The sequence below is a fragment of the Peribacillus sp. V2I11 genome, assembly GCF_030817135.1.
In the GTDB taxonomy this organism is placed as follows: Bacteria; Bacillota; Bacilli; order Bacillales; family DSM-1321; genus Peribacillus; species Peribacillus simplex.
In genome coordinates this window covers 275,751-288,282 of sequence record NZ_JAUSYW010000002.1, presented here as the reverse complement: position 1 = coordinate 288,282, position 12,532 = coordinate 275,751, and the positions used below count along the sequence as shown (strand labels likewise).

10 protein-coding genes and 3 pseudogenes are annotated in these 12,532 nt (G+C 39.7%); 4 read left to right on the top strand and 9 right to left on the bottom strand.

What is annotated here, in order from left to right; all coding sequences use genetic code 11:
* Positions 1-32: 32 nt before the first annotated feature.
* The 6 genes and pseudogenes from QFZ73_RS28030 to sfnG all read right to left on the bottom strand — a co-directional run.
* A pseudogene (locus tag QFZ73_RS28030) lies at positions 33-329 on the bottom strand (alkanesulfonate monooxygenase); the annotation flags it as partial.
* A gap of 12 nt (positions 330-341) precedes the next feature.
* Entirely contained in the window at positions 342-1,523 is a 1,182-nt protein-coding gene (locus tag QFZ73_RS28025) for an acyl-CoA dehydrogenase family protein (protein ID WP_307273910.1), read from the bottom strand.
* The gene (locus QFZ73_RS28020) at positions 1,520-2,905 is read right to left on the bottom strand and encodes an LLM class flavin-dependent oxidoreductase (protein ID WP_307273907.1); all 1,386 of its coding nucleotides are present in this window, start codon (positions 2,903-2,905) and stop codon (positions 1,520-1,522) included. The genes QFZ73_RS28025 and QFZ73_RS28020 overlap by 4 nt, the downstream gene beginning before the upstream one ends.
* Positions 2,906-3,078: 173 nt before the next feature.
* Positions 3,079-3,473 (bottom strand): annotated as a pseudogene (locus tag QFZ73_RS28015) (S-methylmethionine permease); the annotation flags it as partial.
* Between the two features lie 8 nt (positions 3,474-3,481).
* The gene (locus QFZ73_RS28010; protein WP_251436161.1) at positions 3,482-4,702 is read right to left on the bottom strand and encodes an acyl-CoA dehydrogenase family protein; all 1,221 of its coding nucleotides are present in this window, start codon (positions 4,700-4,702) and stop codon (positions 3,482-3,484) included.
* A gap of 91 nt (positions 4,703-4,793) precedes the next feature.
* A complete protein-coding gene (gene sfnG, locus QFZ73_RS28005; RefSeq protein ID WP_251436159.1) occupies positions 4,794-5,873 on the bottom strand; it encodes a dimethylsulfone monooxygenase SfnG in 1,080 nt (359 codons plus the stop codon).
* Between the two features lie 804 nt (positions 5,874-6,677).
* On the opposite strand from sfnG, the gene QFZ73_RS28000 reads away from it, so the two are divergent.
* From QFZ73_RS28000 to QFZ73_RS27990, 3 genes are read left to right on the top strand one after another with little or no spacing between them, the layout of a single operon-like run.
* Entirely contained in the window at positions 6,678-7,088 is a 411-nt protein-coding gene (locus QFZ73_RS28000) for a riboflavin kinase (protein ID WP_307273900.1), read from the top strand.
* Positions 7,048-7,398: a hypothetical protein gene (locus tag QFZ73_RS27995; RefSeq protein ID WP_251436155.1), complete on the top strand. Its 351-nt coding sequence runs from the start codon at positions 7,048-7,050 to the stop codon at positions 7,396-7,398. Before QFZ73_RS28000 ends, QFZ73_RS27995 begins: the two co-directional genes overlap by 41 nt.
* Positions 7,379-7,657 (top strand): GerAB/ArcD/ProY family transporter, encoded by a 279-nt coding sequence (locus QFZ73_RS27990; protein WP_307273894.1) that lies wholly within the window; start codon positions 7,379-7,381, stop codon positions 7,655-7,657. The genes QFZ73_RS27995 and QFZ73_RS27990 overlap by 20 nt, the downstream gene beginning before the upstream one ends.
* A gap of 122 nt (positions 7,658-7,779) precedes the next feature.
* Here the strand turns inward: QFZ73_RS27990 and ltrA are convergent, their stop codons facing one another.
* The 3 genes from ltrA to QFZ73_RS27975 all read right to left on the bottom strand — a co-directional run bounded on the left by ltrA (position 7,780) and on the right by QFZ73_RS27975 (position 10,861).
* Positions 7,780-9,042, bottom strand: a complete 1,263-nt coding sequence (gene ltrA / locus QFZ73_RS27985) for a group II intron reverse transcriptase/maturase (RefSeq protein ID WP_307267670.1) — start codon at positions 9,040-9,042, stop codon at positions 7,780-7,782.
* 43 nt (positions 9,043-9,085) lie between these two features.
* Positions 9,086-9,241 carry a hypothetical protein gene (locus tag QFZ73_RS27980; RefSeq protein ID WP_307263198.1) on the bottom strand — a complete coding sequence of 52 codons (156 nt, stop codon included), beginning with the start codon at positions 9,239-9,241 and terminating at the stop codon, positions 9,086-9,088.
* A 447-nt stretch (positions 9,242-9,688) separates the two neighbouring features.
* Complete coding sequence (locus QFZ73_RS27975) at positions 9,689-10,861, bottom strand: YHYH domain-containing protein (protein WP_307273891.1); 1,173 nt, start codon at positions 10,859-10,861, stop codon at positions 9,689-9,691.
* A 344-nt stretch (positions 10,862-11,205) separates the two neighbouring features.
* On the opposite strand from QFZ73_RS27975, the pseudogene QFZ73_RS27970 reads away from it, so the two are divergent.
* Positions 11,206-12,475 (top strand): annotated as a pseudogene (locus tag QFZ73_RS27970) (IS110 family RNA-guided transposase).
* Positions 12,476-12,532 lie beyond the last annotated feature (57 nt).

Genomic DNA, 12,532 nt, shown 5'->3' with positions numbered 1-12,532 from the left:
GAGAGAAATTATTGTTCTAGTTTACTAGTCACTTATTTATTTTTGACAGGGACTTGCTCGTTTTCGATCATTTCACCAAACTGAATCACGAACACACGTTCGTTTTAATCATGATGACACTTTATAGGTAGCCTTGGAAACAGTAGTTCTACTGTACGGTAAGCTTCTTCTAAATGAGGATATCCTGACAAAATAAACTTCTCAATTCCTAAATCCACATATTCTTTTATTCTCTCAGCAACTGTATCCGCATCTCCGACTAAAGCTGTACCCGCTCCGCCTCGAACTAAACCAACTCCTGCCCATAAGTTTGGACTTACTTCAAGATTTATTAATTTAAATCATGCATAGGGATTAGGCGTTGGATACTGTTCATTTAAAACCCAATTTCCTATGTTTCTCAGTTTATATTCTGCCGGATTATGCAACGTATGAGTTCTTACATTTCGCCAAAATCGATCATAGCCATATTCATTATTCACTGAACGTGCTCCCATTACTTCAAAAATACTGCTTGTTACATCAAGTGCTGCCTTGCCGCTAAATACATTTGCTGTTGCCACACTAACAGCTAGCTCTCCTCTTTCTTCTTCAGTTAGTTCCTTTTCTTTCTCCCACACTTGATCTAATAATTTAGCTGCTTCATCCGCTAACACGCTTGCTGCTTTTGACTGTATCCACAACTCACCATATTTGCGTAAAATCCCTGGGTCATGAGATGCTTTTTCCACACCTGCTGTAAGCCATGGTCTTGTTTTAGAAGTCGTGTATTTCTTAGCTTCAGCCATTGCCCCAAAGGCACTTCCAATAAAAACATTCGTTAAAATGAGCTGCGATAGTGAAGGCCCCAACGTTGAAAATGGCGTTGGGTTTTTCACAAAATCATCAATTATTTCATGCTCTTCTAATTCCACATTTTTAAAATCAACCTTCCCGCTGCCCGTTTGTCTTTGACCGATTGCATTCCAATTATCTCTTACAGAGATACCCGGTTTCTTCGTAGGTATCACGCCATTCATGTATTGACCTGTTACTGCATCATTAAAAGATAGCCATAAATATTGCGAATCAGGAGAACCTGAACTAAATGCTTTTGTCCCGTTTAAAAGATAGCTTTTTCCTTGCCTTTTACCTAGTAGACTTTCATTTAGAGGATTGGACGAATTCCCCCAAAAAGCGTTTTGCTGCACAGATTGCGGATAGAAAAAGGCTTGCTGTTCTTTCGTTCCTTTAATTTGAATATCCGATACAAATAGAGAATGATAACCAAACAAATGGCCTAAAGCCGCATCTGTTTTTGAAAATTCTCGCACAATTTCTAGCGCAGTAGACCAATGCTGTCCTTCTCCGCCAAATTCTTCAGGAATAAGCAAGTTCAATAATCCACTTTCACGAATTTGATCTTTTTGCTTTTTCGGAGTTCCACCTAGTTTATCTCGTACAACAGCGTCTTCAGCAAAATAAGCCGCTAATTTTTTAGCTTTCTCTAAATAAACCTCACTTTTCACACCGATTGTTGTCATTTTAAGATCTCCTTTCGGTTTAAATTCCGGTAATATGCGCCCGTATGCTCTTTAGGCAATAAACGAGACTTATTAAATAGCTTTTCACGATATGTTCCTTCTGCATAATCTTTTTTATATAAACCTCTTTCCTGTAAAACTGGAATGACATACTCAATAAAATCTGCAAAAGTCCCAGGAGTCGTAACATAAGCCATATTAAAACCGTCCATTCCTGTTTCATCTATCCAACTCTCCATAAAATCAGCAATTTGTTCTGGATTCCCAACTGTTATAGGACCCATTCCTCCAATACTGACAAAATTCACAACTTCCTCTACTGTCCATTGTTTATCTGGGTCACTAATTGTAAATTTCTCTAACGCAGATCGAACTGAGTTGGTTTCAATAAATTGAATGGGTTGATGGGGTTCATACTTTGATACATCAATACCTGTCCAACCACTAAACAAAGTAGCAGCACCTTCATAATTGGTATACTGCTTATACTCTGCAAATTTTTGTTTTGCTTCCTCTTCGGTTCTACCGACTATCGGAGTAAATAAATTGAAAATTAGCACATCTTTAGGGTTTCTTCCTGCTTGTACGATTTGAGCATGCATTTTTTTAACATAATCCGCAGCAACTTTTTTCGTTGGAAAACTAGTAAAAATACATTCAGCATGTTTCGCTGCAAATTCTCTTCCTTGAGCTGAAGATCCTGCTTGAAATAAAATCGGTGTTCGTTGAGGAGAAGGTTCTGATAAATGAACACCCGGTACACTAAACCATTTTCCCTTATGTGAAATAGGATGAACGCGTTCCGGATTTGTAAAGATTCCTTTTTCTTTATCTTTTACAACTGCTGAATCTTCCCAGCTTCCTTCCCACAACTTATAACAAACTTCTAAAAATTCGTCAGCAATGGCATAACGAGTATCATGATTAAAATGCTCCCCTACTCCTAGATTAATAGAGCCGCTCTCCAAATAAGACGTGACTATATTCCAAGCAATTCGCCCATCTGTTAAATGATCTAAGGTAGAAAACTTCCTCGCAAATGCATATGGTTTTTCATACGTCGTTGATACTGTGACACCAAACCCTAAATGTTTTGTTGCATATGCCATAGCAGAAATCAAAACGGTCGGATCATTGACCGGTAACTGAGCAGCTTGCTTCAATGCACCAACATTACTTTGTTCATATACATCATAAATCCCAAGTACGTCTGCTAAAAAAAGTCCGTCAAATTTTCCTTTTTCTAATAGCTTAGCTAAATTCACCCAATAATTAAGCGTTTTATACTGTTCAGCTTGATCACCAGGAAATTTCCAAAGTCCAGGCGTCTGATGCACCACACAATTCATATCAAATGCATTTAAATAAATTGGTTTACTCATAAAAATCTCCTTTCCATATTAAATACATAGGTTAACTATGTTTTAATCCTAGTTATCGCTTAATCTAAAATTCGTCGATTATACGAACTGCTTGAGGTTATGTCATCCCCAAAGAAAATATGTAAAGTTGGACTTGATTAAAAAATATAAAACTCTTTAATATTCGCCACTCTAATAATATCAGCTGCATATGGGATGCCAATTCGTTCAAGAACAGCAACAAAGGGGCTCTCTAATACTCCTGCATCCGAGATAGGCAATAACCCAGATAATACAACGAAGTTCCTACAAAAAAGATAATCAATCTCCACAATGTTATACGAATTGCCTTTGGTATCGTTTTTTCTGGATCTACAGTTTCTCCAGCTGCAATTCCTATTAATTCAGTTCCTGAAAATGCAAAATTCACAGCAAGCATCGTCATTATAATTGCAAAAGCACCATTAGGAAATAAACCTGTACTTATAAAATTAGAAAAGAATGGTGCAGGTTGTGAATTAGTCATTGGAATAAAACCTACCATTGTCGCTGCACCTAAAATAATAAATATCACAATCGCTAATACCTTATGTTTCTTTATTCTCCGCCTTTTACCCAGAGCTCGAGAGGGAGTCCGACGAGGTCTTTACCAATCCATTCTCTTGCAATATTATTCGATGGCCCCATTGCAATTCCAGCACGCGCATCACGGAAAAGGCGTTCAATAGGTCCTTTTTTATATCCGTATCCTCCGCTTACATCTAGTGCGATTTTCGCAGCCTTATTCGCTACCTCGGAAGCATGAACTTTGAATTCTGTAAGAGGAAGGGTTAGCACTCCCTGCTCTTTTCCTTCTGATTGTAAAATATCTAATTGTTCGGCAAGGTCGAATTGCCATGGTTTTGTACTTTCGATTAATACTTTGGCTTCTGCAATTTGCTGGCGGATTACTTGATAGTCACTTAAACGGTTATCAAAATCCCGATGGATGGTATTTGTAACATAATCTCTAGCTAATTGGAGAGCATGTTGTGCTACGCCTAACCATGCCGATCCAAGTCCGATTAGGTAAATAGGGGATACTCCATGCAGAAGGATGTCCTTTCCTCGATTTTCTCCTCCTAAAATATCACGTCTAGGAACTAATACATCTTTATAGGAAATGGGACCACTATGATTCCCGCGCACACCCAGCGCTTCCCACGGGCTTGCTTTAATTCCAGGGAGCTTTCCATCTACAATAAAGAAACTGATATCGGTTGCATCCTGTGCTTCAGGACTCCTTGTTTGGACCACATAAAAATCCGCTTGACCGGCACTCGTAGTAAATGATTTATCGGCATTTAAAATATAATCTTCGCCATCACGCTGTGCTTGACTGAAGTTATACCACCAATGTCCGCCGGAAGCCTTTTCACTTGTTGAGTATGTACTGATCCATCCCCGTTCAATAGGTTTTAGCCAGCGTTCCTTTTGTTCGTCATTTCCGTAAAGGGTAATGGTCTGGACAGCTCCTACATGCATTACATAAACAAGGGCAGTGGAGGCGCATGCTTTTCCTATTTCTTCTGCCGCAATAGCAAACGCTATATGATCGAGCTCCAAACCGTTATATTTCTTAGGAACAAAAATATTTCCCCATCCTGCTTTAATAAGAGCTTCTAAGTTTTCTCTAGGAAACTTTCCTTCCCAGTCTGTAATTTCAGCATTAGGACGTACCACCGTATCTACAACTTTACGAATCTCTTGACGGATTCCCTCGTAATATTCACGGTTCGTTTTATTATATAATGGTCGTGCCGCAATCTCTAATGACATAATAGTTTCCTCCTCTAAGACTTATCTTTATATTAAGATGAATTTCTATAATAAAAATAGTGCTATCTTTTTTCATAAGCAGGCTGAAGTCTTATACTGTCCCTGCTTTTTCCTTTAGTTGTTCTTCCTTTTGTCTTACGATCGGGATAACTTTCTCGCCGAATGCTTGTAAATCTTCTTCGTAGTGCAAGAATCCTGTTAGAATGATATCGGCACCGATTTTTTTCAGTTCGATAATGCGATGGGCAACTTGCTCGGCTGTCCCGATTAAACCAGTTTTGAAGCCATCATTGTACTGGACAAGATCCTCAAATGATGAATTTTCCCACATTCCTTTACCTTGCGGGGAGGCTTGCCCTGCGAATTTCACTTGACTTTTAAACCCTTCAACTGCTTCACTATCCGCATGTAAAACAATCTCTCTTAACACTTGTTTTGCTTCCTCTTCTGTATCACGGACAATCACGAAACCATTGACACCAAATTGAATGTCTCTACCGTTCAAGCTGGCCAGCGATCTCACGTGATCAATTTGCTGTTTTAATTGGTCCAAGGAGTTTCCATTCATGAAATAAACATCTGATACTCGTCCTGCCATTTCTCTTGCAGCTTTCGAATTTCCCCCTTGAAAAATTTTTGGAGCGTTAATTGGTTTCGGTTTTAACGGTGCTTCATTCAGGCGGTAAAAATCTCCTTTAAAGGTTGTTGATTCTTGTGTCCACATATTACGCAGAACTTGGATAAACTCCTCAGAACGGCGGTAACGCTCATCGTGGTCCAGCCATGGCTCGCCATAACCGTTAAACTCGCCTTTAAACCATCCGCTTACAATGTTCACAGACGCTCGCCCATTGCTAATATGGTCAATTGTAGAGATAATCTTAGACACTACACCGGGATGCCATAAGCCCGGAAGAACAGCTGTGATAATGTTAATCTTTTTTGTGACGCTTGCTAATGCGGATGCAAGGGTGGCTGCTTCTAATTGGTTCTCCGCACCATAGCTTGCAAAGAAACGTGTTTGCAGCAAAACATAATCAAAGCCTGATTCCTCAGCAATCTGGGCATACCGTCTATTCGCCTCATACGACCATCCCGTCTTTTGAGGGATATTGGAAATAACAAGCCCGCCGCTCACATTTGGGGCCCAATAAGCAAATTGTAAACTCATTTTATACTTCCTCCTTTCCTAAATAAAAAAGGCTCTTGCCAGGTTCTTTAAAGATAAAGAACCGACATGAGCCTCCGGTGATCCAGTGGGCATATTCAGATATTTCAAAAAAAGATGATGTTGTTATAAGGTTAAAGTAAACTAAACACATCTGTCAAGTGTGAATTGTAAAATGAAAAATATTTTTATAGAGGAGAACACTTCCATCAGTAGGGGATGGAACGAAGACTAACTACGCGACGTCCTGTCGCAACGACTTTACTAGCACATCCTGTGCGTCGCCGATGGTTAGGGATCTTATCGTGCTTTTACGGGCAGTTATCTCCCACTTACACTTCTTCGATTAAGCTTCGTTTTGAGGTGAGGTCTTACTCCCCGTTAATCGGGATAAAGGCTCTTATCTAAAAGCTTGCTAGTTTTATTTTGGACCTATCATGCCGAAACGTGACAGGTCCAAAAGCAACCATGTTTATAAAAACAATCAAATAAAAAAAGAAACACGCGATAAGAAATATTGCTTTGTTACATAAACCGTTCGGCTAATTTTCAAAATAAATTCTAAATTCCGACTTGACATATTGGTTTAATTTATTTTAATATATCTTTAAATATTTACCTCGCACTCACGGGCGGTAAGACCCCCATTGATAAACGTTTTATTTTATTTCAAAAAGTTTGAATATGCCGACTAGATCACTAGAGGCTCTCAATTCAAGGCGTACTTTCCCTTGAACTGAGAGCCTTTTATCGTTATAAGACTTTACATGCAAGAAAAACCTTAATTTCATAAAAAGGGTGAGGAATATGCAACAAGCCAAAGAGGGTATAAAAGAACAAATATCAATTTGCGGAAGTGTGGTTCATGGAAGAAAGATGGGAAGAGAACTCGGTTTTCCTACAGCAAATGTTAATGCTGATGCCGGACTGATAGAAAACGGGGTGTACGGAGTATGTGTGTCTTTAAAAGGAAATCAATACAGAGGCATTATGAACATCGGTCTCAAACCAACGTTTGAATCAAATTTAGAAAAGACGATTGAAGTCCATCTTCTAGATTTTCAGAATGATATTTATGGAGAGGAAATAGAATGTCAGCTTCTCTTTAAAGTCAGAGAGGAGCGGAAATTTCCCTCTATCGAATTTTTAAAACATCAAATTAAGGAGGACATTCACTATGCAAACCAACAGTTCAAGCTTATCAGGGGTTTCCACTAAAACACGAAAGAAGAGTTCCTTAGAGGAGAACGAATATCTTAATTTACCTGATTTGAGTTTTTTTCATTGGTGCGAACAACGTTACGCCCTAAATAAAGGGGTTTATAATACCATTGATAACTGGTTTTATGAATATGGGATTGTCCATATTCTTTCCCGGCGAATTTACCTTTTGGCATTCCTGGAATTCGTCAAAGACGCAGGATTAAAGAAGGATCAACATAAATTTATCCGATTTGGCAATGGCGGGCTCATAAGAAGGCTACATGAATTTATGAAGGAAAAAGAAAATGAAAAGTACGTTATCTAAATATTTTTCTCTTTACACTCAGCCCGTTAAGGGGATGAAAGGTTGTCGACTCACAAGAATTGAAGCGATTGTTGCTGGAATATGGTTTATATCGACCTTTTTTAAGATGAGCATGTTGTTCTATGTATTAAATTTGGGTATAGCCCAGATATTGAACTTGAAAGACTATCGTTTATTAACGTTACCTTTGGGTATGATTCTATTGGTTTTTTCCCTTGTGTCGGTACCAAATACGGCGTATCTTGGTGAGTATACCTAAAAACGGGGTTTATAATTGTTGTATTATTTTCCTCATTTAGCTGCATAATCGAGTAGGAGGAGGCGCCTAGCCTCCGACCTCTCACACCACCGTACATACCGTTCGGTATACGGCGGTTCAGTTTAAGTCTGACGTAGTTTTGTATATCGTTCATATAGATTTACTAACCCATGATGGAGCCAATAAACATTATTAAGGGTTTTGTCTAGAATAGGACTATGCGCTATGCGCCAATAACCCTTTCTGCTATTTCCCCATTCATAGGCTTTTCCAAATGGGACGCCTAATCCTTTGAGTTTCCTCACCCTCGTTCTTGGCAATTTCCATTGCTTCCATAGACACATCCTGAGTCTTCTTCGAATCCATGAATCTAAATTCTTCAATACGTTCGGAGTATCAATGAGGGCGAAATACCCCATCCAACCTCTAAGGTATTGCTTTAACTTATTTATTCGGAGTTTCATGGGTATCGGTAATTTTCTCGAGGTCATTTCCCTGATTCGTTTCTTTACTCTCTTCACCGTTTGTTTAGCCAGTAGAACCTTCGGGTTCTTCTTTGACTTCGTGAAACTAAAACCGAGAAACGTTCTGTTCCAAGGGCGATCATACTTCGACTTCTCGTAGTTGACCTTTAGCTTCAGTTTATTTTCAATGAAGCTTGAGATATTTCCCATTGCACGTTTGGCGGCTTTTCGTGTCTTCACAAAGATAGTACTGTCATCCGCATACCTTACGAATCGAAGATTGCGTTTCTCTAGTTCTTTATCTAACTCGTCTAACATGATATTAGATAATAAAGGACTTAACGGACCTCCTTGCGGAGTTCCCTCCTCACTTTTATGAAAAAGTCCGCCTATCATAATGCCTGCTTGAAGGAATTTACGAATCAGTTTGAGAACTCGTTTATCTTCAATTTTCCGCTCTAACATTCCCATGAGCTTGTCATGATTCACTTTATCGAAGAACTTCTCCAAGTCCATATCCACTACCCATGTATAACCTTCGGTTATATAGGACTTTGCCTTTCGAACCGCCTGGTGCCCCTGTTTGTTAGGGCGAAATCCATAGCTATTCTCCGAAAAGGTTGAGTCATATATCTTGGTCAATATTTGGGCAATGGCTTGTTGAATGAAACGGTCTAGAACGGTTGGAATACCCAATAGCCGAACTCCGCCGTTTGGTTTCGGGATTTCGATACGACGGACGGGCTGCGGTTGATAGGTACCCTGTAAAAGGGCAGTTTTCATGTTGTACCATTCGGTTACGAGGTGCGGTCTCAGGTTTTGAACCGGCATTCCATCTACACCATGGCTTCCCTTATTTCTTTCTACACGCTTCAATGCCTGTATTAAGTTTTCCCTCTCTAGTATCTGTTCCATTAACATCGTTGATATCCTTTCTACGTGGATAAATGGTCTATTTGTGCCTTTATCTGCTCCACCCTTTTGAAGTTCCCCGTGTATTCACCACTTCTTCCTTCAAATAAGTTCCGTTAGGAATTGTTTGCTTCTTTGCAGATAACGAACGCCTAGTATTCATCCTCCTTAATCTGTTCGGTCCTTCCTTATCTTCTCGAGTAGACAAGTACTATGACCTCTGCTGACTTCTGATGATTCAGCTGTCCATCACTGGACAGGTTACCAAGTGTACTTGGCTGTCATCAGACCTCCCCGGGTAAGAGTGCAATCTTTCCCTCCATCTATCTGCTTCATTTACTCGTACCACCTTCGGCAGTAAGGACTTTGTTTTGTTTCGCAAACTCATCCAATGATACCTAGCCTTATATGAAGTTCGTGTTCCTCAGACCGGAGGTTTGCCGCTTGCTTCCTTCAGATTCCACGTCAACGTGGACACCCTTGCATTAAGCTAACCACTACTACTGCCTTCATGGTTCGGGACTTTCACCCTATAGATTGCACCCATGCCGGGCGCACGAAAAAGCTGTCTTAAAGACAGCTCCGATCTTAAGCTAACGCACCTGTTTGTTTAATAAGGAAACAATACTCTTATTAACAACATCTAATCAATACCTCAAGGATTCCAATCACAAGCCATTCCATCATTATCACGATCTAAATCATGAGGGTCTTCCTCTGATCCCCCATTTGCCTCATAAAACAATTGAGCATCTTCTTGTGTATCAAAATCATTACAGTCATGATCAATAGACGTATAGGAATAAGGATTATCAGACTCTTCTGAATCCACAGGTTCTGAACCATCCATACTGCCAATTAAAAAGAAACCGACAATCGAAGTTATTATAACACCACTGATTATCCAACTTGTTTTTCCTTCGCTTGGCTTTTTTACCTCATCTGAAAATTTATCAGCTTGTTTATTCCGTCTTCTTTTTAAAATGAACCATATCAGACCCGAAAAAATGACCGTTCCTATTAAAATCGTAGCAAGGAGGTACTTTTGAAATGAATAATAGTAAATGTTTTCACCAAAGGTTCCCCCTCCACCCTCAATATAACCAGCAAAATACCCCTTCTTATACACTTCCAATTCTTTTTCACTTAAATCGCTGTTGTAATCATTATAAAGGTAATCTTCTTCTGCTGCTATGAACCCTTCATCATAACCATCATCATATAGCGTCTCTTCGTCTATATCAGTTAGTTCTTCCTCTGAGTCTACATCTTCACTCGAATCCATAGAAGAGTCATCTGATGACTCATAAGATACTGCTTCCACTTCCTCACTATCATCTTCACTTTCCGCCTGTGCCCATCCATCCACATATCCTTTTTCATATGAAGTATCGTCATATAGTTCATCCGTTTCAACATTATATTCATAATCATCTATGTAGTCTGAATATCCTTGATCATAACCTGCTTGATGGCTGTCTTCATAGCAAACCAATAAGCCCTCTTGGTGCCCATCATCTATCCCTTGCTCGTATCCATCTCCAAACGCTTGCGGTCCTTCCCACCACCGCTCATATTCTTCTTCACACTGGGAAGTGTAACTATATGCTAGTTCGTAACCACGGTCATATCCATCTTCATAGTCACTCACGGAAGATGCGGGAGTCGAATCATGATAATGATACTCTCCGTAATTTAATCCCCAATCTTCACAATTGGTTCGACACGTATGCCCCCCGCTCGAATCCGTATTCCCTGGATGGGCAAAAGTAGTATTAGCCGACACCATCCATAGAATCATAAATATGTAGAAAATTCTTTTACTCATTACAGTCGCCCCTATTGTTTGAGTTAATAGTTCTATTTTATCATTGAGGGCTCTTGTTGGATAGGGAAAATTTACTAATGATTTTCGTCTGTTTATTGATAACTTTTGATGTAATTGTTTTTTCATCAATCATATTATCGTCCGTCAGTAGTTTATCAAACTAAATACTATTAAAATAAAAACGGCTTTTTATAAAAATAAAATTGTACTCGTTCTTCAACTATCCTGCCCCGTTAGCATTCCTGTAGATCGTTAAATATCAGGTTTGAAAAAAATAGAGCCCCTCAGTAAGATACGAGTATAGAGTCCAATCTAACTCAAAGTCTTAAGGAGGAAGCCCTACTATGAATTTTAAAATGCAAAACAAACAAAATCAACTAATCGAGAGAATTACAGATCAACATCTAGTTGTTGGTGTGGATATTGCCCAACACGTACACGTGGCCCGTGCTGTAAACTATCGGGGCATTGTGGTCGGGAAACCTTTGTCTTTTGAAAATAACGAAGAGGGTTTTACTAGCTTACTAAACTGGATCAAGGAACTAAAACACATGAAAAACTTAGACACCACGATAGTCGGAATGGAACCTACCGGTCATTATTGGATAAACCTCTCAAAGTGGCTAGTCAAACAAAACATGGATGTCGTCACGGTCAATCCTCACCATGTCAAAAGAAACAAAGAAAATCGTGATAATACGCAATCCAAAAGTGATAAAAAAGATGCCCTTGTTATCGCTGATATGGTGAAGAATGGCTACTATGCCTTCGTTCGTTCCACTTCAGAATCATTTGAAAAACTTCGTGTCCTTATGGCTAACCGAGATGTGATCGTTAAGCGTCTTGTTAGCTCCATCAACCAAATTAATCGCTGGGTGGATGTGGTCTTTCCCGAGCTCCGGCAAGTGTTTAAAGACGTATCATGTAAAGGGGCAATCGCAACCCTACGCCTCTTTCCTACCCCAGCTGAATTATGTTCCTTACAGCTTCAAGATATCGTAACCGGGTGGAAATCATGTATGAAGCGACATTCCGGGCATAAAAAAGCCCGTTCCCTGCTTGCATTGGCCAAGCGTTCAATTGGTACGAAACAAGCCCTTGATGCGTATAAACTTCACTTGAGACAGTTATTAGAGGAATATGATCTCGCTTCATCCCAACTCGAAAGAGTAACGCAAGAAGTTACAAATGTCTTGGAACAGATTCCATTCGTTAAGACTTGACATTAAAGGAATCAGCGAGATTTCACTGGCAGGCATCTTAGGAGAAGCTGGAGATCTGAGTGGGTTCGCTCACGGGAATTCACTCCTTCGTCATGCAGGATTGCATCTCGCTGAGGCAAGCTCTGGGAAGTGGAAAGGCCAAATTGTTCTTTCCAAACGTGGAAGATCACGCCTGCGGCGTTACCTCTTCCTTGCGACCATGAGTCTGGTGATGAATAACCCTGAGTTTAAAGCCCTACACTCGAATAATGTTAAAGTGAAGAAGATGAAGAAAATGAAATCCATCATGAAACTCTGTGGAAAACTCGCCCGTGTCCTAGTAGGGATTACTCGTAATGGCTCTGCCTATAAACCGGAAATGGTCTTCCCTCATGAACAACTAGCAGCGTAAATTTACATTCACATGGTTATTTAACGAAAGTTGGCTTATTCGTAGGATTTCAAAGAA

Bases quoted from the DNA above. Each gene is read 5' to 3' on its own strand.
- QFZ73_RS28025 (WP_307273910.1), bottom strand. From the start codon at position 1,523: ATGACAACAATCGGTGTGAAAAGTGAGGTTTATTTAGAGAAAGCTAAA.
- QFZ73_RS28020 (WP_307273907.1), bottom strand. From the start codon at position 2,905: ATGAGTAAACCAATTTATTTAAATGCATTTGATATGAATTGTGTGGTG.
- QFZ73_RS28010 (WP_251436161.1), bottom strand. From the start codon at position 4,702: ATGTCATTAGAGATTGCGGCACGACCATTATATAATAAAACGAACCGT.
- sfnG (WP_251436159.1), bottom strand. From the start codon at position 5,873: ATGAGTTTACAATTTGCTTATTGGGCCCCAAATGTGAGCGGCGGGCTT.
- QFZ73_RS28000 (WP_307273900.1), top strand. From the start codon at position 6,678: ATGCAACAAGCCAAAGAGGGTATAAAAGAACAAATATCAATTTGCGGA.
- QFZ73_RS27995 (WP_251436155.1), top strand. From the start codon at position 7,048: ATGCAAACCAACAGTTCAAGCTTATCAGGGGTTTCCACTAAAACACGA.
- QFZ73_RS27990 (WP_307273894.1), top strand. From the start codon at position 7,379: ATGAAAAGTACGTTATCTAAATATTTTTCTCTTTACACTCAGCCCGTT.
- ltrA (WP_307267670.1), bottom strand. From the start codon at position 9,042: ATGTTAATGGAACAGATACTAGAGAGGGAAAACTTAATACAGGCATTG.
- QFZ73_RS27975 (WP_307273891.1), bottom strand. From the start codon at position 10,861: ATGAGTAAAAGAATTTTCTACATATTTATGATTCTATGGATGGTGTCG.